The sequence below is a fragment of the Streptomyces sp. CNS606 genome (assembly GCF_000426325.1).
The window spans coordinates 1-20157 of sequence record NZ_AUFD01000038.1 but is presented as its reverse complement, the minus strand read 5'-3'; the positions used below and the strand labels follow the sequence as shown (position 1 = coordinate 20157).

The 20157-nt window shown below is 71.1% G+C and carries 22 protein-coding genes; 7 read left to right on the top strand and 15 right to left on the bottom strand.

The window, feature by feature from the left end:
* The 3 genes from K304_RS0119835 to K304_RS34125 all read right to left on the bottom strand — a co-directional run.
* Positions 1-570 (bottom strand): hypothetical protein (locus K304_RS0119835; RefSeq protein WP_027765168.1); only part of this gene is annotated, 570 nt, incomplete at its 3' end.
* Positions 571-1124: 554 nt separating this feature from the next.
* Positions 1125-1622, bottom strand: coding sequence for an NUDIX hydrolase (locus tag K304_RS30105; protein WP_078529406.1), 498 nt, complete (start codon positions 1620-1622; stop codon positions 1125-1127).
* Positions 1623-1870: 248 nt separating this feature from the next.
* Complete coding sequence (locus K304_RS34125; RefSeq protein WP_486591746.1) at positions 1871-1999, bottom strand: hypothetical protein; 129 nt, start codon at positions 1997-1999, stop codon at positions 1871-1873.
* Positions 2000-2065: 66 nt separating this feature from the next.
* On the opposite strand from K304_RS34125, the gene K304_RS30100 reads away from it, so the two are divergent.
* The 3 genes from K304_RS30100 to K304_RS0119810 all read left to right on the top strand — a co-directional run bounded on the left by K304_RS30100 (position 2066) and on the right by K304_RS0119810 (position 3458).
* Positions 2066-2608, top strand: a complete 543-nt coding sequence (locus K304_RS30100; RefSeq protein WP_199779646.1) for a hypothetical protein — start codon at positions 2066-2068, stop codon at positions 2606-2608.
* 82 nt (positions 2609-2690) lie between these two features.
* Positions 2691-2918, top strand: coding sequence for a recombinase (locus K304_RS32375; RefSeq protein ID WP_486591745.1), 228 nt, complete (start codon positions 2691-2693; stop codon positions 2916-2918).
* Between the two features lie 57 nt (positions 2919-2975).
* A complete protein-coding gene (locus K304_RS0119810) occupies positions 2976-3458 on the top strand; it encodes a hypothetical protein (RefSeq protein ID WP_158687374.1) in 483 nt (160 codons plus the stop codon).
* Between the two features lie 8 nt (positions 3459-3466).
* On the opposite strand, the gene K304_RS30095 is transcribed toward K304_RS0119810, so the two are convergent.
* The 12 genes from K304_RS30095 to K304_RS31780 all read right to left on the bottom strand — a co-directional run bounded on the left by K304_RS30095 (position 3467) and on the right by K304_RS31780 (position 16990).
* Positions 3467-3922 carry a hypothetical protein gene (locus K304_RS30095; protein WP_051308649.1) on the bottom strand — a complete coding sequence of 152 codons (456 nt, stop codon included), beginning with the start codon at positions 3920-3922 and terminating at the stop codon, positions 3467-3469.
* A 368-nt stretch (positions 3923-4290) separates the two neighbouring features.
* Positions 4291-6624, bottom strand: coding sequence for a hypothetical protein (locus K304_RS0119800; protein ID WP_027765165.1), 2334 nt, complete (start codon positions 6622-6624; stop codon positions 4291-4293).
* Between the two features lie 105 nt (positions 6625-6729).
* Positions 6730-7110 (bottom strand): hypothetical protein, encoded by a 381-nt coding sequence (locus K304_RS0119795; RefSeq protein WP_027765164.1) that lies wholly within the window; start codon positions 7108-7110, stop codon positions 6730-6732.
* Between the two features lie 21 nt (positions 7111-7131).
* Positions 7132-7827 (bottom strand): hypothetical protein, encoded by a 696-nt coding sequence (locus K304_RS0119790; protein WP_027765163.1) that lies wholly within the window; start codon positions 7825-7827, stop codon positions 7132-7134.
* 1227 nt (positions 7828-9054) lie between these two features.
* Positions 9055-9687 (bottom strand): hypothetical protein, encoded by a 633-nt coding sequence (locus K304_RS0119785; protein ID WP_486591744.1) that lies wholly within the window; start codon positions 9685-9687, stop codon positions 9055-9057.
* A 1-nt stretch (position 9688) separates the two neighbouring features.
* Positions 9689-10198 carry a DUF6197 family protein gene (locus K304_RS0119780; protein ID WP_027765161.1) on the bottom strand — a complete coding sequence of 170 codons (510 nt, stop codon included), beginning with the start codon at positions 10196-10198 and terminating at the stop codon, positions 9689-9691.
* Between the two features lie 317 nt (positions 10199-10515).
* Entirely contained in the window at positions 10516-12972 is a 2457-nt protein-coding gene (locus tag K304_RS30090) for a DUF2637 domain-containing protein (RefSeq protein ID WP_106965636.1), read from the bottom strand.
* A 538-nt stretch (positions 12973-13510) separates the two neighbouring features.
* Positions 13511-14122, bottom strand: coding sequence for a transglycosylase SLT domain-containing protein (locus K304_RS0119765; protein WP_078529402.1), 612 nt, complete (start codon positions 14120-14122; stop codon positions 13511-13513).
* 159 nt (positions 14123-14281) lie between these two features.
* The gene (locus tag K304_RS31785; RefSeq protein WP_027765159.1) at positions 14282-14884 is read right to left on the bottom strand and encodes a hypothetical protein; all 603 of its coding nucleotides are present in this window, start codon (positions 14882-14884) and stop codon (positions 14282-14284) included.
* Positions 14885-15153: 269 nt separating this feature from the next.
* Positions 15154-15408 (bottom strand): hypothetical protein, encoded by a 255-nt coding sequence (locus tag K304_RS0119750; RefSeq protein ID WP_027765158.1) that lies wholly within the window; start codon positions 15406-15408, stop codon positions 15154-15156.
* A 158-nt stretch (positions 15409-15566) separates the two neighbouring features.
* Positions 15567-16043 (bottom strand): hypothetical protein, encoded by a 477-nt coding sequence (locus tag K304_RS0119745; RefSeq protein ID WP_037791207.1) that lies wholly within the window; start codon positions 16041-16043, stop codon positions 15567-15569.
* A 155-nt stretch (positions 16044-16198) separates the two neighbouring features.
* Entirely contained in the window at positions 16199-16990 is a 792-nt protein-coding gene (locus tag K304_RS31780; protein WP_051308648.1) for a hypothetical protein, read from the bottom strand.
* Between the two features lie 377 nt (positions 16991-17367).
* On the opposite strand from K304_RS31780, the gene K304_RS0119735 reads away from it, so the two are divergent.
* The 4 genes from K304_RS0119735 to K304_RS33025 all read left to right on the top strand — a co-directional run.
* Positions 17368-18123 carry a GntR family transcriptional regulator gene (locus K304_RS0119735; protein WP_027765156.1) on the top strand — a complete coding sequence of 252 codons (756 nt, stop codon included), beginning with the start codon at positions 17368-17370 and terminating at the stop codon, positions 18121-18123.
* 164 nt (positions 18124-18287) lie between these two features.
* Positions 18288-19433 (top strand): hypothetical protein, encoded by a 1146-nt coding sequence (locus K304_RS0119730; RefSeq protein ID WP_027765155.1) that lies wholly within the window; start codon positions 18288-18290, stop codon positions 19431-19433.
* A gap of 14 nt (positions 19434-19447) precedes the next feature.
* The gene (locus tag K304_RS0119725; protein WP_027765154.1) at positions 19448-20002 is read left to right on the top strand and encodes a cysteine hydrolase family protein; all 555 of its coding nucleotides are present in this window, start codon (positions 19448-19450) and stop codon (positions 20000-20002) included.
* Between the two features lie 17 nt (positions 20003-20019).
* On the top strand, positions 20020-20157 hold a 138-nt coding region (locus K304_RS33025), incomplete at its 3' end, for an NAD(P)-binding protein (protein ID WP_199779647.1).

The window sequence follows — 20157 nt, the reverse complement described above, 5'->3', positions numbered from 1 at the left end:
GATGGCCACCGGCTGATCGGAGTCGGCGGTGAGCAGCGTGTACTCCGGCCGGGAGCCGTACGTCGTCTCGTGCCGGGTGTAGAGCAGGGTGATGCCGGGGGCGAGGAAGCAGGAGGCGGTGCCATCGGGGTAGCCGCGCCAGCGCCGCTCATCGCGCAGCAGACCGCTCTTGCCGGTGTCCAGGAGGTAGGCGTCGGCGGGGGCGCGGTGAGCAGCGTCGCGCGCCGCGTCGACGGCGAGGTGAGCGAGTGCATCCTCGAGGCTCTGCAGGGGTGCCATCGGCCGTACGGGGCTGGCCACGTGCCCGGTGGTGCGGTACCGGGCACGCAGCGGGGCACAGGCGTCCCGGGCGATGCCGTCGAGCAGGACGGCGGTGACAAGGCCGGTGGCGCCGGCGGCCAGGAGCCGGCCGTGGCCGGCGACGCGGGCCGGGGCCAGACGGTGAGTGGCGTATGCGGCGATCGCGCCGGCGGTGATCGCGGCCACCGCGCCGGCGCCGTCGGCGAGAGAGCTGGCGGCCTGCCGGGCGGTTCCGCGCGATGTGCCGGTGGCCGAGGTGCTGGTTGTCATCGTCTCGTTCCTCTCATCGTTGGGCCCCTGCGCGGGGTTGGCGCAGCGGGAAGCATCCCGGCCCGCCGACACAGGTCGGCGGGCCGGGATGCTGTTTCGTGAAGGGCCAGGGCGGAGCGGGCCGCCCCGGCGGGAAGCGGTGCGGTCACGTAGGGACCTCGCCGAAGATGTCCAGCTGCTAACCCTCCGCACGTCGGCGGGCGGCTTCGGCGCGGCGAAGCGGAAATCGTTCCTCGTGGCAGCAGATGCAGGTGCCCCACACCTTCACCGGTGTATCCGGCGGGCTCCAGGCGCCCCCATTCCTCCCACCACTCCTGACCGGTCTCGGTGATCCCGGTGAGGATCGTGGCGACGACCCAGCCGCGGAACCCAGTGCGGCGGTGGCCGGGCTGCTCCCCGGAACGGCCGTGGAGCTTCACCGCGGCGCCGGGCTTGTAGGGGCAGTGCGGCGAGAGCGGGCCCCCCTTGGCCCAGGCGAAGGCGTCGTGCAGGTGGGCGGGGATGTGGTCGGGAACCTGGTGCGGCAGGCGCGGCGCGGGGCTCACCGCCGGGCCTCACACCCGGCCGGAAATCCCCGCGAGTAACTTCCGACGTCCCCGTCCCCGCTCGGAACAACGGGCCCGGACGCGGGCGCAACGGTGGGCATCCAACGCGCTGCACACGATGTCGGCGTGGTCGAACGCGAGCTGCGGCAGGGCGTCGGCCGGCCACCAGCGGGCAGAGCGGGCGTCGTCGGCCGCGGTGATCGGGGTTCCGGCGGCGACGGCGGCGAGGTAGGCGACGGTGACGTACCTGCCGCGCGGGTCGCGGTCGGGGCGGTCGAAGGCGCCGAGCTGCACTAGGTCGGCGGTCTGGACGTGCACGCCTGTCTCTTCGGCGAGTTCGCGGGCGGCTGCCGGGCGGCTTGTTTCGCCGGGGTCGACGTGGCCGCCGGGGAGGGCCCAAGCGCCCTCGTGGGGCGGCCAGTCGCGCTCGATCAGGAGAACGTCGCCGTCGGGTGTGACGACGACGGTGTCGGCGGTGTAGCGGATGGTCTCGACGGTGTCGGTCATGGCGGTCTCCGATCCGGTTCGGTGCTGCGGGGCAGGGCCGGGACTGTCCGGTCCTCCGCACCGCCCCAGCCCGACGTCGCAGGGCGGGGCGGCACGGGGGGGGGGCCGTCAGGCGGGTGAAGCGCGTTGACGCGTGCGGCAGGCGGCAGGCGGCAGGCGGTCCCCGCGGCGGGGTGGACGGCGTTCCTCACCGGCGCGGCCGTTGATGCTGCGCGGGGTCGGGGGCGGCCGAACAGCGCGTGCGCGGACTACTTGGTGGCCGCGATGAGTGCGGCGACGGTCTCGCAGCCGTGGTGCCAGGCCTGGTCTGTTAACTGCACTATCGGGTGGAACTGCTCGCCCAGAGGGCCGTGATTCGTGACCATTCGGGGATGCACGAGACTCCTTCGCTTCATCGCGATCTGATTAACGGGCGGGTACGGCTGCCCCGGGTTGGGGCGGTGGTGGCGGGCCCAACGCCGTCGCTGCCGTGGTTCGTGGTGGATGCCGCCGACCGGGAGGTCGAGCCGGTCAGCAGGTACCTGCGGGACCGGATGTTGGGCGACGCCAGCCCCGAGACCTGCCGGAGCTACGCGTACGACCTGCTGCGGTGGTACCGGGTTCTGTGGGCCCTGGACGTGGGATGGGAACAGGTCACCGAGGCGGAAGCCATCGCCCTGGTGGGCTGGCTCCGCCACGCCCGCAACCCTCAGCGGCAGCGTCGGCGCCCCGGCAGCCCGCAGGCCGGATCGGTGAACCCGAAGACCGGAAAGCCCAGACTGCGGGCCGGATACGCGCCCTCGACGATCGCCCACAACCTGACCGTGGTCCACGGCTTCTACGCCTTCCACATGCACTTCGGCCGTGGTCCGGTGCTCAATCCCGTCCCGGAGAATCACGCCCGCCGGGCCGCGCTGTCCCACAGGTCGCCACTGGAGACCAGGGCTGAGCATCGGCGGGGCCGGCTGCGGCCGAAGGTGACCGTCCGCCAGCCGCGGGCCCCTTGACAAGCGCCGGGTCGAACTGGGGTCCTGCGGCCGACCCTACGGGACCTCCTGCGCGCACGAACACGCCTGCATCCGCTGCCCCATGCTGAGCCTCGACCCCAAGATGCTGCCACGGCTGGACGAGCTGGAGCAGGACCTGGTCGAGCGCCGCAAGCGGGCGGTCGCCGAAGGCTGGCAAGGTGAGATCGAGGGCACCGACCTGACTCTCACCTTCCTGCGCGGGAAGCGCGGGCAAGCCCAGCGCTTCCCGCGCAGCGGGACCGTTGACCTCGGGATTCCTCAGCCAAGGGCCGAGGCGCCAGGCGGGTGATGGGGCGGCAGAGGAGAACACCGCGTCGCTGTCAGTGGTTGACGCGATACTCCTCGCATGTCCACAGGTACTGAAGACTGGCTTGCTATCGAACGCGTGCGGCGGAGGAAAGACCTGGTCAAGCGCAAGGAAGCACTCACACCGATGCTCCGGGAAGGGCTGGCATGGCCCTTCCCGGACAAGGTCAACAAACTGAGCGAGGACGTCGTCAGCACGGCAGTGCTGGGCAAGAGCCCGAACGAGAGCGGTGCGCGCATTTACGTCCTGGAGTTCCGTGGGCCGGGGCAGTACGTGAAGCTCGGCTCGGTCGATCAGAACTATCGGCGCCGAGTGTTGCAGCACCGGCGCATAGCCCGCGTCCACCAGTACGCCCTCGTGGATGCTTGGTTCTCGCCCCACGTTCCCAACCCCACCGAACTTGAGGGCGCTCTCAAGAAGTTCCTTCGCATCACTCACGCACAACAGGACGGCGAGTACTTCATCGGGCTGGATTTCGACCATGCCGCTGGCGTTGCGGGACACCTCACCGGCAGCCCGTGAAGTCCTGGTCAACGAACCCCCTCTGAATTAGTGCAGAGAAGGTCCAGTTTGTTGGCGCCGTTCATTCCGTGCGCGGCGAGCCGGTAGAAGGAGGTCTTGCCGGTGTGGTCGGCGAGGCGCTGGAGGAGGCCGTCGGGCACGCGGCGGTCGGCGGCGTAGTGGGTGAGGGCGGAGACGGCCAGGGCGGCGGCGGTGGCGCCGGGGTGCAGCCGGACGCCGAGTGCGCGGGAGCCGATGAGGAGGGAGGCGGCTTGGGTGGCGGTGTAGGTGGCGCAGTGCCAGGCGCAGGCCCGGCGGCCGGCGGCGGTGCCGTGGACGGTGCCGTCGTCGCCGGTGACGGGTGCTGCGTCGGTGGCGCCCTTGGTGCGGGCGCAGTGGTCGGACTGGATCCAGTGGTCGCCGATGTCAGCTCCGGCCCGCATGAGGGCGGAGACGGCGGCGAACTTCGCGGCTGGGGTGGTCATCGTGGTCTCCGATCCGGTTCGGTTCTGCGGGGGCAGGGCCGGAACTGTCCGGTCCTCCGCACCGCCCCAGCCCGACGACGCGGGGCGGGGCGGCACGGGGAGCCGTCAGTCGGGCTGCCGGTCGACGACCGGGCGGTGGAGGTCGCGGTGGTGGACGGTGTGGCCGCGGTGGCGGACGGCGGCGGCCCGCAGCGACCCGTGCTGAGAGATGCGGTGGCCCGCGGCCAGGGCGGCGCTTGGGGCGCGCAGGGCAGCCTGTCCGGTCCTCGCCGGGTGGACGAGGGCCAGGCAGAGCGTGAGGTCAGCGGAAGGTGCGGACTGGCAAGGCGCGCCTCCCGGGTGGGAAGCGCGCCGTTGCGTGATAGCGGTCAGGCGGCCTCTTCGCCGGTGTCCTCCGGCCGGGCGCCGAGGGCCACCTTCGAGGTCTTTCCTTCCTTGATCCGGTGGATCTGGCCCTTCTTCTCCAGCTTGTTCAGCACGTTCGCGAAGGTCGACTCCGCGACTCCGCTTGCAGCCTGGAGCTGGCCCCGTTCTACGTAGTCGATGTCGTCGGGGTCGACGTCGTCGCCCTCGTCGACCATGTCCACGTACATGGGGTCGGATTCATCACGGAGGGCGGCGAGGACCTTCTCCTCTGACGTGAGCTCCTTGGCCTTGGGGAGGTCGACACCGGCGAACGACATCCCGGCCTCGCCGGTCTCGTCTTCGCCGTCCTTCTCCTCGAAGCCGGGGATGGGAGTCATGGCCAGCTCCTCCATGCGGGCCTGGTCGCCCCACCAGGGGACGTCGACTGGGTCCATGATGTTCTCCGGCCGGATGTGCTCGGTGGCGTCTTCGAGGTTGTCGATGCGCATCATGCCGGCGCGCCCGCCCGGTGCCGCGACGTAGCCCAGGCCGAAGGTGCGGCGGGGGTCGGACTCCTCCATGGTCGGGTCGTAGACCAGCGCGTCGTCCTCCTCCACCCATACCGGCGGGATGAGAGAGGGGTCCAGCCCGTCGAAGCCGGGGGGAAGGTCGCCCAGGTTCACCTGGTCGCTGTCGGTGCGCAGGATGATCCAGGTCCCGCCGGCCAGGAGGTTGGCTCGGATTGCCTGCTCTCCGCCCAACTGGTCCAGGTTCACGGTCTGGTTGATCAGGACCCAGGGCATGCCCATGGAGCGGGTCAGCGAGGCGCCATCCTTGACGATCTTGATGGCCTCCTTGCGGTTGGGTGCTCCCGGGGCCAGCATCTGGGCTGCCTCGTCCAGGATCGTGGCGCAGTACGGCCGCATCGCGGACGGCTCGAAGTTCTTCAGTTCCAGGCGGGCGGCCTCTTCGATGCGGTGCTGGAGGACCCACCAGGACAGCCGCATGGCGCCCAGGGCGCCGGACTGCGTCAGGCCGCTGTAGGCGGCCATCTTCGGGATCGCGGGGTTGCTGGCGCCCTTGGGGTCGCCGTAGATCTGGGCCATCTTGTTGGCGTGGTAGGCCAGGCTGATCATCTGGCCCGTGCCTCCCTTGCCGGAGCCGGTGGTACCGGCGATCACGGCGTGGAGGGCGCCCAGCTTCGGGTCGAAGAGCTGGATGCGTGCGGGGAAGCCGGAGACGATCTTCCCGATGTTGACCCAGCCGCCCGGGGTGGCCTTCAGGGAGTCAAGGCCCTGGAAGTCGTGGCCGGCCTCCAGGGGGTTGTGGTCCATGAGGCGGATGATCGCGCGGCGCGGGTCGCGGCGTCCCGGCTCGTAGGAGACGAGGTCGATGGAGCGGCGCAGCGCTCCGGCCAGCTCCCCGAGGTTGACGACGCGGGGGAGTGCGTCCAGGTCGTCGTCGGCGACGACGCGCGCGACCTGGCCGCCGGTGTTCTCGTCCTTGCCGACCTCTTCCAGGTGGGTCTTGGGCAGGACCCGTGCCTGGACGCGTTTCCAGGCGCCCTGGAGGGTGGTGGGGTCCAGCTCTGGGCGCTGGGTGTACCAGACGGTGATGAACGCCTCCCCCGAGTGGGCGCCGTACTTCATGGTGATGTCGTCGACCGAGCGGCCGAAGAGGCTGGAGACGGCCTCCTTCGACACGTTCACGGAGTCGCCCAGGGCTGCGGTGATCCGCCCCTCCCAGCGGTCCGCGTAGATCACGACGTCGGAGAGGACCTGGTTGCGGTGGCGTCCCGTCTTCGGGTCGCTGATCACGCGCCCCCAGGCCGCGATCATCTTGTCGGCCAGGGAGACAGGGCCGGGGGCGCCGGTGTTGGCCGGGGCGGCCTGCCCGGTCGGTTTTGTCTGCTCCACCTCGATCTTGCGCCTGCCGAAGACGCGGCGCAGGCGCCAGCCGGTGAAGACGACCGCGGCCCACCAGCCCAGCGACAGGATCCCGGGGATGGTGGTCGGCTCGAGGGCGCCGGCCATCAGCGCTTCGGACGCCTGGGCTCCGCCCACCTGGCCCAGGGACAGGCCCATGCCGGTGGTGAGCGTGGAGATCCCCATGGTGTCGCGGTGCGCCCGCGCGATGTCGATCCCGGGCAGCTGGTTCGCCCAGCGGCCCAGGCGGTTCATGTAGTTGGCGCCGGCGAACGTCGCACCGGCCAGGAAGCCGGCTCCGGCGTAGGCCGCGGCGTTCGGGTCCAGGTAGGGGGCCAGGATGCCCACCCCGACGGGGAGGGCGATCTGGAGCGCCGCGGCGGCGCGCTCCGCCGGCTCCGCGTTCGGCACGGTTTCGGTGATGGTGGACATCGGGGGATCTCCTGTCTGGGTACGGGGTCCGCAAAGGGAGCAAAGGGAAGCGGCCGGCCCGGGGGATGCGTTTCCCCGGGCCGGCCGCGCCGGTGGTGGGTGGTGCTATTCCTGCTCGAACCAGTCGCGGCTGACCTTCTCCAGGTCCGTGACCTCCGAGCGGTCGAAGGCTTCCTGGAACCCGGCGTGGGTGGTGCGGGCCTGGTCGCCGGCCGACTTCGCGGCCTTCGCGGTGTCGGCCGTCTTCGACGCGTAGGTGATCGCGCCCTCCGACACGCCGCGGATGAGCTTTGACAGCTCCTGGCACTCCGCCAGGGAGTCGCGGTCCACGCTCTTGGCGCCCAGCGCGTCCGCGTCCGAGGCGGTGTCGTCGGCCAGTTCCTTGATGTTGTCCGCGGCCTTCTGGACGCCTTCCGCGTTGCGGGCCAGGGCCTTCTCCTTGTTCTGGGTCTTTCTGACGAGGGTCTTGTACGTCAGTTCCGCCATGATCTTGTGTCCCTCCTGGTGCTACGCGGCGGGCGCGTAGGAGCCCTTGTCGTTGTAGAAGCGCAGTTCGGCCGGCTTGGTCTCGTCGCTGTCCACCACGGCCTTGTACAGCGGCGCGTACCTGGTCCCGATATTGGTCAGGACGACCTTGCACATCTCCGCCGCCCGCTTCGCGCTTTTGTGGAGTTCGGCGGCCTCTGCCGCCTGGGCCTTCGCCGCGTCGGCCAGCTTGGTCAGCTTCGCGGCCAGCTTCTCCCCGCCTTCGACGGCCTTGGCCTGGTCGGCCAGCTCCTGGCAGCCCTTCGCCTCGTCCTCCGCCGCGGCCTCGAGCGACTTGCACGCGTCGGCCACCTTGAGCAGGTGGTTCTCCTTGGCCTCCAGCTTGCGTTCGTACTGCTTGAAGTTGCGCAGCTCCTTGCGGCTGATCGACCCGCGGGCGGCGCCGGTGCCCAGGGTCAGCGTGTTCGCGTCGATCTCCTTGACCAGGAGGGGCTTCACGTCCGTGCTCACTCCGTCGTCTCCTCTCTCCGGCGGGGCGATGACGAGCGTCTGGCCGCTGGGCCCGGTGACCGTCGTCCCCTTCGGGTTGTCCTTGTTCGGGTCCTGCTGCTTCGCCTTGTGGTCGGTGTGCGCCTTGTCCAGCCGCGCGTGTTCCTTGCCGTTCTCCTCCTTCTTGTCCCGGTAGCCGTCTTTCGCGCCCTGCGCGTAGGCCTTCACGTGGTCAACCCCGTTACGGACCGCGGAGCCGTCACCGTGACCGACCTCCCGCGACCGCTGGAGCGGGGGTCGGTCGCCGGCCCTGTTCGAGCTGTGGCCAGCCGCCCCGTTCTTGCCGGAGGAACCGCTCGAACCGGATCCGCCGCCGCTCCCGGAGGAGCCGCCCGAGCCCTGGCCGCTGCCGCCGCCCTTCGTCAGGTCGGCCTTCGCTCCCTTGCCCTTGTCTGGCTTGTCCTTCGAGTTGCCGGACGAGTCGCCTGATGTCGATCCACCACCGTTTGCGGAGGCGCCGGCCTTTCCGTCCTTGCCAGCCTTTCCGCCGGGTCCTGCTTTTCCCGAGGAGCCGTCCTTCCCTTTATCTCCGGAGTCCTTCGACCCCTTGGGCGCGGTGTTCGTCGGTGAACCTCCGTCACCCTTTCCGCTGGCGCCACGCACACCGCCGGATCCGCCACCCCCATTCGAACCGGACGAGCCGGAGGAGCCGCGACCGCCGCCTCCGGCGGAGCCGCCGCGTCCGGTACCCGTAGAGCTCTGCCCGGCGGAATGACGTCCCGAATTTCCACCACTGTTTCTGCCGGGTTCATTATTCCCTCTACCGGTGCCTCCAGCTCCGTTTCGCGTGGGTAGCCCAGGGGATTTCGTGACCGTGGTGGTCCGGGCCTCTTTCACCTGGTGCGCGCCAGCCCTGGCTTTCTCCAGGTCCAGCCGCTTGTTCGCTGTCCCACCGCCTTTTGCCCAGCGGGTCGCGCCCGCCCGGATCAGCGTCTTGAACACACCCTCCTTGTGCCGGGCGCCGGCCGCATCGGATCCGGCCCCGGTCAGGTCCTCCGGGGCCTTGAACGACTCGCTGGTGACGCCCGGGGAGGAGCGGTCCACCGCGCCGTCGGGGTCCGCCTTCGCGGCCGGGTCGTCACCGTCCGGCCTGGCACCGGCACCGGTCGCGGTGACCGGTCGGGCGGGCTCAACCGCGGCCATCAGGGCGGCCATGATGCCGGTATCCGCGGCGGGTTCCGGCGCGGTGCTGGAGGCTGGCGTAGCGCGCGGATCGGGGGGTCCCGCGGGGACCGGGGGCGCCGTATCGGTCATCATCATTCCTCACTATCCGTGGTCGCCGATGGTTCCTTACTCCTTACCTCCCAGCGGAGAGCAGCCGACCAGGCGGACCTTGGGAGTCCGGTTGCGGTGCTCTCCGCCAGGAGGGAGGGAGTAATTAGTTACCGTGCGTAACTATGTGTCGGTCTTCTTGCCCTTGCGCGCGAACACCGCGACGGCCAGGCCGCCGCCGGCGACGAGACCCAGCAGGGCGGAAGAGTTGATCGCACCGCCCCCCGAGTTCCCGGCATCCTGGGCGTTGCCGGCGGCCTGCATGCTGGGCTCGTCGGCGGCGTCGTACTGCTGCTTGCAGTCCGCCACGACATCGCCCCTCGAGGGCGATCCGTACCCCTTGCCGATCAGGCTGGAGGAGTCCTTCACGCACTTGTCGACAGCCGCCTGGATCTTCGCGGCGGATGCGGCCGCGGCCTTCTTGGCGGTGCTCGCCTGCTCGTTCCGGATCCTCATTTCCTCCAGCTCCAGTTTCTTCATCTGGACCTGGAGCGCGGCGGCCTCCTTCTCGTCCTTCGCGACGGCAGCCGAATGGGCTTGGAACCAGATGGTTCCGCCGCCGACGATCGCCACTCCGGCCACTGCGATGGCGACCTTCCCCCGGCGGGTCAGACCGGCCTTCTTGTGTGCGGCCGGGGTTCCGTAAGGCCCTTCATCGGCGTACGGAGAAGCGCCCGGGGAACTGCTCCCGAAAGTCATTCCGGTGGCCATTCCGGCCTGAATTTCTTTGAATGCCATCTCTTCGTCCGGCGTCATTTCAGTCTCCGTTCTTACGCGCCATGTCGGAGGCCGCCGAGATGGTGGCCCCCACACTCCGGAAAGTGTTAGTGCAATGGTCATTCCACTCCCAGAACCGCACGTTCACGCCCTGGCAGGCCAACTGGGACTGAAGATAGTTCACGGCCTTCCCCCGGTCGATTGTGGTGACGTGTCCGGTGGATTCCAGAAAGGTCTGGGCCCCCCTGATGCACATACGTCCGGTGGGGGAGAAATCGAAGGACTGGCACCAGCCGTAGCGGGTGAGGACTTCGATCACCTGGACCAGGTGAAACGAGGGCTTCAAGGGGCGCGGTTCCTGCCAAAACCCCAGGTCAGCCATCGCGGACCGGATCCCCTTGGGGATCATGCGCTGGCCCCAGGTCGGGGGGTCGGGCGCCCAGATCTCCAGGGCCGACGGGATCACCGCGGGAGGTGCCGGCGCCGGCGGGGTCGTCGTACGGGAGAAGCTCCCAGACCTCGGGGATGACCCGGTCGTCGTGGGTGCCATGCTGTGCTCCTTTTCTGCGTGAGTAGACAAGCCGAGGCCCCCGGCTGATCACGCTTCAGCAGGGGGTCGTGTGCGCGCCTGAACCGCGTCGCTGATCTCCAGCCGCTCGGGCGGCGCCCGACTCGGTGCAGGGAAGACGTGCGGTCGTGGCGTAGGGCGGATGGTGCTCGGTTGTGCCTGGCCCGTTGCATCGGCGCTCGGGGCGCGGTTGCGGGCGAGCGGCCTGCCGGCCGTGGCCGCCCCCGGTCCGCGCTCGGCTGTGCGTGCGCGGACCGGGGGCGACCATGAGCGACAGGACGGGTGTGCGGGCGGTCCGGTCAGCGGACCGCGTGCTGCTTGAGGGCGACGGCGATCTGCCCGGCGCGGTCCGTGGCGATGGAGCCGCCCTCGGTCCGGACCGCGCGGGCGATGTTCGCCCGGTTCAGCGCGCGGTCTTCGGTCCGGAGTCGGTCCAGCGCGGTCCGCTCCAGGTCCGTGAGCGTGATGACCGTCCGGTCCGGCGCGTAGTCCGGTCCGCCCGTCCGGTCCGGCTGCTGCCGCGCGGTCCGGTCCGCCCCGTGCGGGATGTCGGCGGCGGGTGCGGTCCGGGCGGTCACCCCGCGGCGTGCGGGTACGGGCTGGTGCGCGGCGAGGGTGCGGGCCGTGCGGTCCGGACCGGCGTCGGTCCGCAGGTCGGGACCGGTCCGGTCCGAGGAAGCGGCCGCCAGTGCGCGGTCCGGTCCGGCCATGCGGTCCGGGCCGGGGGCGGGCCGGACCGGGGTCCGGACCGCCGTGCCCGCGTCCGGACCGCCGTGGTCCGGACCGGCCAGACCGGGGAGCGCGGTGCCCGGGTCGGTGTGGACCGGGAGGGCGGGGCTTTCCGGTCCGGACCGGTCGGTCCGAGTCAGGGTGAGGAAAGCGGGGATGTCGGCCGGACCGTGCTGCGCGGTCCGGGGGCGGGCCACCACGAGGCGGGAGATGGTCCGGCCGGACCGGACCGCCTTGCGGTCCGTGATCTCCCGGCCCGCCGCCGCCCAGGCCCGGTCCAGGGTCGTCAGCGACGCGTCGGTGATCGCCAGCGACCACGCGGTGAAGGAGTGCCGCGGGTAGCGCAGCCAGCGGACCACGCCGATGGACGGGCGGGCCTTGGCCACCCTGCCGTCCGCGCGCAGCTTCCTGCGGTGGATCAGGCTCGCGTACAGCTCCCACAGGACCATGCCGACGATGCTCATCGCCGCGAACGCGACAGCCTTCGGCGTCATGTGCCAGTAGGTGATCTCCTGCACCCACTTGCCGGCGACCGGGTCGAAGGTACGCCCGGCGACCTGGCCGGAGGCGTGCCAGAAGTTCATCACCGCCGCCCCGCAGGCGAAGATCCAGGTGGACACGCGGTAGAGGGTGCCGGCGTCGCCGTTGCTGCGGGCCTGGTGGTACATCCAGCCCACGAACGCGGTCGACAGCTCCCAGGCCGCGGCGAACAAGATCGTGAACGGCATGACCCAGCCGAGGATGTCCTCGGCGAACCCGGCCTGCCCGGTCCAGGCCACCGCCATCGGCGCCGTGATCGGACCGACGATCATCATCCGACGTACGGCGTTCCGCCCGACGGCGCCCAGCCGCTGCGAGGCCGTCGGGCGCCCCGCGCGGCGCCCCTCCCGCTCACCGCGGGCCTTCTCCCGCCGCTCCTCGCAGGCGGCGCGCTGCTCCTGACGGGCCTTCCGCCTCAGCCGCTGGCGCTCCAGGCGCTGTTCAGTGCGGCTGGTCGCCTTCCGCATCGCCTGCTGTGCGGTAGCCAGCTGGGAGTCGGCCTGCTGCCGTGCCAGATCCGCGGACTCCTGCTGCGCGCACACCTTGGCCAGTTCCTCGCCGGCCTGCTTGCGCTCGGCGTCGGCGGTGGCGCGGGCGGCGGCCAGAAGCCGGTCGGCCTCCTCACGGGCAGTGCGAGTCAGGCGCTCAGCGTCCTCGCCAGCGACCTTGCGCTGCCGTCCGCAGTCCTCCTCGACCAGGCGGCGGACCCGTTCCGCTTCCTGACGAGCAGCCTGCCGGTCGCGGTCGGCGTCCTCAATGATCTGCGCGGCACGGGCCTCAGCCTGCTCCCGGGTGCGGGCAGCGGCCGTCTCGGCTTCCTCGATCCGTTGCCTCGACGTGCTCCGCACATCGGCGAGGACGTTGTCGGCCTCGCCGCGCAGCGCGGCGGCGGCTTCCTCTGCCCCGCGGCGCAGCCGTTCGGCAGTCTGCTGCGCCTGCTGGTACAGCAGTTCGCTGTCCGTGCGGGCCGCCTCACGGATCTGCTCCGCTTCGGTGTTCGCCCGCGCCAGCAGCTCGTCGACTTCCCGGCCAGCAGTCGCGCGGAGGTCCTGCGCGGTGGTGTGCGCCGCCCGGCGGGTCTGGTCGGCGGTCTGGGTCGACTCATGCAGGCGGCGTCCGGCCTCTTCGGCCACCTCGTGGAGGATCTGGTGGGCGTCGGTCTCAGCGGCCCGGCGGATGATCGCGGCCTGCTGGCGGGCGCGGTCCAGCAGCTGCTCGGCTCGGGCCTCACCGTGGGTGGACAGCTCGCGAGCGCGGTCGGCGGCCAGGGCCAGGACGTCGGCGGCACGGTCGCGGGCGTCGGCGAGGGCCGGGTCTGCGGCCGGCCGCACCACCTTCTGCACGCCGGGCTCGGCTGCGCGACTCGGGGCGGTGCTGGTGGCGCGGGCGGCCGGGACACGCGGAGCCGTCTGCTTGGTGGCGGACTTCTTCGGCTGGGCCGCCGCCTTCCGGCTGGCGGGCCGCTTCCGGTTGCGAGTGGCGGCCACGGCCACCCTCCTTTCACATCAGCGCGGCCCCGCCGGGATGGCGGGGCCGCGGGGGCTTGTCAATCGGGGCTGTTCAGACGGCCGCAAAGCTGCTGCGGTCATCGGTGACCGCGAGCTCGGTGACGCTGACCGACATGCCAGCGAAAGGTCCTGCTGCGCGGCGTCCGCCGTGGCGGCGGGGCCGAACACGGCCAGCGGCCTGCCGCCGGTGGCGCGGCTGATGATGCGCATGCGGCTTCCCTGCCTCTGGTGGTGCCGGCGTGTTCCGGCTCCCTGCTCTCGCTCGGCCGCGAGGTACGGGCCGGGCGGGAGCACGTGACAGTCAGTCGTCGTGCGGGTCGAAGCTCGGGTCCTGGCACCGGCCTGAGCACGTGCCGTATGCCGACTCGCACCACATCAGGCCGCAGCCCTCCTCGAATTCGCGTTCGTCCGGTCCGTCCACGGCCTCTCCCATCGGGCTCGGGTGGTGATCTCCGGGGCTGTCCCGGCTCCCCGACCGCCCCCGGTCATGGCCAGGAGCGGACAGGCAGCCGTCAGGTCAGTACGCGGAGTCGACGTTGTCGATCGACCCGTACCGGTCAGCGGCGTAGTTGCAGGCGGCGGTGATGTTGGCGACCGGGTCGGTCAGCGACCAGGCCGTGCCCGGCACGTGGTACGCCTCGAACGTCGGCCGGATCACCTGCAACAGGCCCTTGGACGGCGTGCCGTTCTGGGCGTTGACGTCCCAGTCGTTGACCGCCTCCGGGTCACCGGACGACTCGCGCAGGACATTGCGGCGGATGCCGTCGTAGCTGCCGGGGATGCCGCGCTGCCGCATGACGGCCAGCGCCTCGCGGATCCAGCCGTCAAGGTTGTCCGGGTAGGCGGCCTCGGCCGCCGCCTCGGCTGCCTTGCTGGCGGCGCGCTCAGCCGCACGGTCCGCAGCCGCGGCGAGGGCCCCGCTGCGCGCGTGGTCGCGAGCGGCCCTGGTCGCGGTGTCGGCCTGCCGCGCCAGCGCGGCGCGGGCCGTGGGCGGCGTGGTGGCCAGCCGAACGGCCGGGGCGGCCCGATCCGCACGCGGCTGGGCGGCGGGTTCGGTGGGCGGGGCGCCGGCCGTTGTCGCGGCGGCGAGTAACAGGGCGAGGGCGGGGTTGCGCAGAGCGGATCGCATCAGGTCTCCTGCAAGGGATTCGGTGACGCCGGATCAAAAAGCGGCGCCCGGAGGTGCGATCTCCGGGCGCCGCGTCTTACGCGTGATGTGAACTTGTGTGACCGGGGCTGTCCCGGCTCCCACCCCCGCCGCGTCGTGTCGGCGGAGACAGGCAACCGGTCAGGCCACGGCGCTCCACCCACTGCGGGCGCGGCGGTCGGTGCGCAGGGCGCGCAGGGTCGCGGCGGCGGTCACGGCACGCTGGGCGCAGGTCGGCCGGCCCGGCTTGCTGTTGATGCGGCGGGCCGGGCGGGGGTCGTGCTGGGTGAGTACGGCCTCGCGCAGCTCGATCGTGAGGTGGTTGATCTCGCGGCGTTCGGCGTCAAGGTCCTGGGCGTCGTCGGCGGCGATCGCCTCGTCCAGGGACTGGCGGTGCTCGCGGGACCGGCGCATGGAGCGCAGCTGGTCGCCGGTCATGCCGGCACGGACCATGTCGCCGTCGCCATCGGCCGCGTCGCGGCGCAGCGCGATCTCGCGGCACTCGGTGAGGACCGGGCAGCCGGAACTCCTGCAGTAGTCGACGAGGGCGACGCGGCGCACCGCCCAGGGGCCGATGTCCTCGCCGTCCTCCCGAAACCAGTCGCCGAACTCTTCGTTGCCGGGGCCGGGGGAGTCGGTGTTCGAGGGTGCGCAGCGGGCGCCGGCGGCGACCGTGTCTTCGAGGTCTGGCAGGCGGGTGGCGCGGACCAGTTGCTGGTCAAGGGTCAGCGGCTTGTGGATCACGTGGGTTCTCCAGGGCTGGGGGGTGGATGTCGTGGACGTGGTGCCCGGCGCGGTAGGCGGCGGCAGCCGCCGTTGAGGCGGCGTGCAGCAGCGCCCGGGCGGCGGGGGTGAGGCCGTGGGTGCGGAGGGCCCGCGCCGCCGCTTGCTGGGCAGCGCGGGCCTGTATCACGGTGCTCAACCGCGCTTGGCGGCCGCGTCCCGCTGGGACTGCTCATTCGCCCTGCGGTTGTCCTCTTCCATCTGTCGACGCTGCTCGTCAGTCATCGCGGTCACCGCCCCTGCCGGACGCGGCGCAGGGCCTCGTCCATGTCCGTGTCGGAGTCCGTCGCGGCAACCGTCGGCGCGACCCCGTTGCAGCGGCAGCGCCAGAATCCACAGAGCCCGCAGGCGTCGTTGGCGCGGACGATGACGCGGTTGCGGGGGCGGGCCGGAGTGGTGGGGGTGCCGGCGCGGTCGTGCCGCGGTTCCGGCTCCCCGCTGGCCGTGACCGGCGTGACAGGACGTGTCATGATCGTGGTGGACACAGGTTCCTCCTTGGTAGGTGCCTGTCGAGCACCGCCCGCGGGGGCTATCCGTGGGCGGTGCGTCTTTGTGTCGGCTGCTCGGACGAGCGGCCGCGACCGGCCGACGGCCCGCCCTGGGGAGGTGCGGGTCGTCGGCGATCGTGGGCGCTGGTACCGGTTCAGGCCGCGACGGCGGTCGGGCGTCGGGGCATCGCGGAGGGCAGCGGCACCACTGGCGCCGGCGTGGCCGGGGTCATGTCGGCCGCCGCGCGCCGCAGCAGGGCGGCCTGTCCGTCGTCGATGAGGACCTGGTGCCAGGGGGCGGGCCAGGTGTCGGAGTGGCCGAGGATCTGGGTGAGCAGTTCCCATCGGACGTCGCCGAGGGGGACGGGGTGGGTGCGGCGGCGGATGACGCGGCGGGCGGCGGCGGCCAGCCAGACCGGCAGGCCGGACTCGGGGTCGTCGGTGTCGTCGTCCAGGCCGCCGTTGTGCAGGGCCTCCAACCACGTCTCGCCGACCAGGGTGTCCGTGCGGTGCCAGTCCAGCGGCGGGGTGCGTTCGTTGAGGTAGGCCATGAGGCGGGCCTGGTCCGTGATGAACCGCTCCTCAGCCTCGTTGAAGCGGCGGCGACGGGCGGCGAAAAGAGTGGTGGGCACGGTGCTCTCCAAGGTGATCGGGTCGGGCAACGGAAAGGGCCCCGACTGGTCGGGGCCCGGGAGGTGCGTTATCGGGCTGCTACGTACAGCCGCGGCCGCCGCCCACCCGGCGTGGGGTGGGCGGCGGCCGCGGTCGAACGTTGCGGGATTGTCGGTCAGGCGCTGATGCGGGGCGGCTCCAGCGGGACACCGAGGTCACGGAACTCAGACGCCGAGCCGGGCAGGACGCGGCGGGAGTTGTTGAGCTCCTCCACCGCCGTCCCGGCGCGCTTGGTCAGCCGCGCGGTGTCGGTCGTCGCGCTGGCCTGCCCCGCCCAGGCGGCGGAGTTCTTCCGCGCTGCTCGCCGGGTGGCCTGGCGGGCGGAACGTGCATGATCGCGGGCGGTTTCCTTGCGGAACCGGTCGAGGGCGGGCTCGTGCGACAGCACCCGCACGTAGGTGGCGACGAGGTTCTGCCCGTCGGGGCAGCCGATCCGGCGGCCGTGACCGTCCAGCGCCTCGCCCCTGCATGCGGCGCACTGGCGACGGTGGGTGTCGAGTGCCTCCCATGCGGCAGCGGCGCTGTAGGCGACGGGCTGCATCTGGGTAACCGCCGGCGCGGCGGTGCGCTTCGGCTTCCGCCGCACCGTCGTCGACCGACGGTGCATCGCCGTGGTGTCGGCGTGGAGGAGCTGCTCGCCCCACTCCTCCACGCTCACGTCGAGGACGACGAGCTGGTTACTGCCAGAGCACCGAACGAACTCGCTCCCAAGGTCGTCGCCGTGCTCGCGGATCTTCAACGTCGTCTCACCCATCAGCCGACGCCAGGTCTGGCAGTCGGGGCACACGATCGCTCGCAGCTCGTTCTCGCGCAGGTTGAGGTCCTGCGGAGCCATCCTGCTGATCAGCAAGGGCTTGCGGTGGTTGCTGCGCTTGGTACGGACACGGCCGGGGCGAACACGAGACATAGGAACCTCCTGCGAAGCGGGACGGGGGGGTGCTGCTCTCTCTGCCCGCCAGGCCGGCCGGTCGCCCGGTGGCCTGGCGGACAGACAGCGCAGCGCGCTGATCTGAGGTGGTGAGGGTGGAGCTATTCGGTACAGGTGTCGCCGGCCGGGGGAGCGCGGGCTCAACCCCTTGCCGCCGCTCCCAAGGGAGCGGTGACCCCTGCTGTTTCGCGCCACCTCGTTAGCGAGGTGGACTGGTGCTAGTACAGCGAGGTTCGCTATCGTTGTCAAGTAGAACGTTAACGAACTTGCGAGTCACGTCCGCGCGATCTTCCCGGCCACCCTCCACGGCTGCGATAACAACCGGCCGTAGGATCGCTAGCGAGGATGGAGGTCATATGACGAACGACCCGCCGAAGCGGCAACCGGCGAAGTTCCAGCGAATCGCGGACGACTTGAAGGCTGCGATCGAGCGAGGCGACTACGGACCGGAGGAGCGCCTGCCGGGAGAGACTGCCTTGGCGGCTCAGTACGGCGTTGCCGCACTCACGGCTCGCCAGGCACTCCGGCTCCTGCGAACGGAGGGGTTGGTGGACTCGCGCCGTGGCTCCGGCCCACGGGTCCGCGCGTTCCGTCCGATCCGACGCCACGGCATTCAACGGCTGACCCGGGAGCAGTGGGGTACAGGCAGCTCGATTTGGTCTGCTGACGAGCAACGTCCCGTCACGGTGGACGTGCGCGTTGACGTCCTCGGAGCCCCCGCGCACATCGCCCGGATGCTTGGGGTGGATGAGGGTGCAGACATCTGCGCTCGGTCGCGGCGCTACGTCTTGGAGGAACGGCCGGTCATGCTGGCCACCTCGTACCTTCCGCTTGACCTCGTGAGGGACACGGCCATCACGAGGGTCGATACGGGCGAGGGAGGCACGTACGCACGCCTGGCCGAGCTCGGGCATGCACCGGCTCGCTTCCGTGAAGAAATCAGGGGGCGTGGCCCCACCGCTGTGGAGGCAGCGGACCTTGAGATGCCTGTCGAGCGATCCGTGCTCAAAATCTGCCGCACCGCCTACGACGAGACTGGCCGTGCTGTCGAGGTGAATGAGATGACGTTGGACAGTGCTGCCTACGTACTTGAGTACGCCTTCGATGCCTAAGCCGGTAGCTCGATGCACAACACGCCTCCCTTCCCTGAGCGGAACCGCGATCCAGCTTCCGACTTACACCGCTGCGACGTGAGGTCCTGGCGTGGCACTGGTGTGGAACTGGCGTGGCAACAAGTGCAGTTCGGGCTGTTCAGCCGTTCGTTAGGGGGTGTGTAGTGCTCGACGTGGACCGATGGACTGGCGAGGAGGCGCTGCTGTTGCAGAACGTCATGCGTGCCTCCGTACGGGCGTTCGCGGGGCACCTTGGGATCAGCCCGCGCACCGTCACGCAGTGGAGACAGAATCCGGCTCGTGTCTGCCGCCTGGGTACCGCCCAGATCCTCGACACCGCGCTCGCCCAGTGCTCTCCGGAGCAGCAGGAGGTCTTCCGTGTACGGCTCGCCCAGCTCCGCGGAACGCCGACGGCCCGGCCGCTCTCGATGGCGGCGGTCGGCCCGTGCAGTGTGATCACCCACCGGTTCGTGCCAGTCTTCGTCGGGGGTCAGCTCTCCGTGCTCGCGAACGTCGGTCAGCGCGCGGCGCCAGGGCCGGGAGGGCTGGAGCATCGGCAGATGTACGCCGACCACCCGCAAGCTCAGGCCACCCTGCACGCCTACGCGTGCGGAGCGGCCGTCTTCCACCTCGAAGAGAGGAGGAGTTTCGAGTCGCTGACCGAGCTGGCCGTATGGCGGTACCGGACGTACCGCGAAGATCGGCGTTGGGCTACCGAGGCGCTGTCCCATCGACTGCCTCGACACGACGAGGAGGGGCCAGTCCCGGCACCGGAGTACGTACTTTCTGCGTACGAGCTGGGCGAGCACCCGTGGCGGGAGGCTGGCCTGGATACGGCATTGCAGCTCCTCGCGACCCCGTCGGTCCTCGTTGACCGGCAGGACCCCATGTGCGCGGTGCCCCTGGGTGTCGAGGCGGACCGGTTCGCCGAGGGCTGGGATGACCCGGAAGCGGTTCAGTTCAGCGGGGGTGTCTCGCGCGGAGTGGCGAGCTGGTCGGGCGTGGCCTACCGCCCGGAGCCGGCAGAGCGGGCGCTGTCGATGGACGACGTTGTCGCCCTCGAACTCGACGCGCAGGCGCTTTGGGCTTTGTCCGCGCACGTGCTGCGCCTGGTCGAGGACGGACAGGACCCGGTAATGCCCGGTGCGTTCGGATGGCGTTTCCTGCGCGGCGCGCACAGCCGGCTGACGACATCCCGGCCCACCGAGACCGCACAGCACCGCGTGATGCGTGAGGCGATCCTCGCGACGAGCGAGTTGCCTGCGCGGCTACAGGCCGCTCAGGACGCGTTGAGGGAGGCGACAGCATGATGGGGGAGGACGGCATGCAGCAGAGCACTACCGGGCTTGTGGTCATCGACGTACAGAACGGATTTCTCAACCGTCACAGCCGCGGCGTCCTGCCGCGCGTCGTGCGGCTGGTCAACGGCTGGCGGGCCGCCGGGCGCCCCGTGGTGTTCACCCGGTTCCACAATCCCCCCGGGTCGCCGTACGAACGGATCACCGGATGGACGCGGCTGCGCACCGATGCCGAGCAGGCATTCCCCGCCGAGCTCGCCCAGCATGCCCAGGCGGCGCAGGTCATCACCAAGGGCCAGTCCTCGCTCCTCACCGCCGAGGGCTCCCGGCTCGTGCATGAGGCCGGCTGGACGGACGTCGTCCTGTGCGGCATCGACACCGACGCGTGCGTCTACGACTCCGCCGTCGGCCTGTACCAGGCCGGCATCCGGCCGTGGATCGTCGCCGACGCCTGCGCCTCCACCGGAGGCGAGCAGTACCACCAAGCCGCGCTGCTCCTCGCCGGCAGGAACCTCGGTCGCGGGCAGTTGGTCACCGTCGACCAGGTACTCACCGGTGTGGCCGGCGGTGAGGCAGCGTGAGCGACGTCGACATCCTGATCGTGGGGGCCGGCCCCGCCGGGGTCGCCGCCGCCGTCATGGCCGCGAGTCTCCGACTGCGCACGATCGTCGTGGAGCGTGACCAGGTCGGCGGGCGGCTGCGGCACATCGGCGCCCTGGAGAACGTGCCCGGGGGG

What these genes read in the sequence shown, in the direction of transcription:
- K304_RS30105 (WP_078529406.1), bottom strand. Translation starts at nt 1,622, where the DNA reads ATGACCGACACCGTCGAGACCATCCGCTACACCGCCGACACCGTCGTC.
- K304_RS32375 (WP_486591745.1), top strand. Translation starts at nt 2,691, where the DNA reads ATGCTGAGCCTCGACCCCAAGATGCTGCCACGGCTGGACGAGCTGGAG.
- K304_RS0119810 (WP_158687374.1), top strand. Translation starts at nt 2,976, where the DNA reads ATGTCCACAGGTACTGAAGACTGGCTTGCTATCGAACGCGTGCGGCGG.
- K304_RS30095 (WP_051308649.1), bottom strand. Translation starts at nt 3,922, where the DNA reads ATGACCACCCCAGCCGCGAAGTTCGCCGCCGTCTCCGCCCTCATGCGG.
- K304_RS0119800 (WP_027765165.1), bottom strand. Translation starts at nt 6,624, where the DNA reads ATGTCCACCATCACCGAAACCGTGCCGAACGCGGAGCCGGCGGAGCGC.
- K304_RS0119795 (WP_027765164.1), bottom strand. Translation starts at nt 7,110, where the DNA reads ATGGCGGAACTGACGTACAAGACCCTCGTCAGAAAGACCCAGAACAAG.
- K304_RS0119785 (WP_486591744.1), bottom strand. Translation starts at nt 9,687, where the DNA reads ATGACGCCGGACGAAGAGATGGCATTCAAAGAAATTCAGGCCGGAATG.
- K304_RS0119780 (WP_027765161.1), bottom strand. Translation starts at nt 10,198, where the DNA reads ATGGCACCCACGACGACCGGGTCATCCCCGAGGTCTGGGAGCTTCTCC.
- K304_RS0119765 (WP_078529402.1), bottom strand. Translation starts at nt 14,122, where the DNA reads ATGCGATCCGCTCTGCGCAACCCCGCCCTCGCCCTGTTACTCGCCGCC.
- K304_RS31780 (WP_051308648.1), bottom strand. Translation starts at nt 16,990, where the DNA reads ATGTCTCGTGTTCGCCCCGGCCGTGTCCGTACCAAGCGCAGCAACCAC.
- K304_RS0119735 (WP_027765156.1), top strand. Translation starts at nt 17,368, where the DNA reads ATGACGAACGACCCGCCGAAGCGGCAACCGGCGAAGTTCCAGCGAATC.
- K304_RS0119725 (WP_027765154.1), top strand. Translation starts at nt 19,448, where the DNA reads ATGCAGCAGAGCACTACCGGGCTTGTGGTCATCGACGTACAGAACGGA.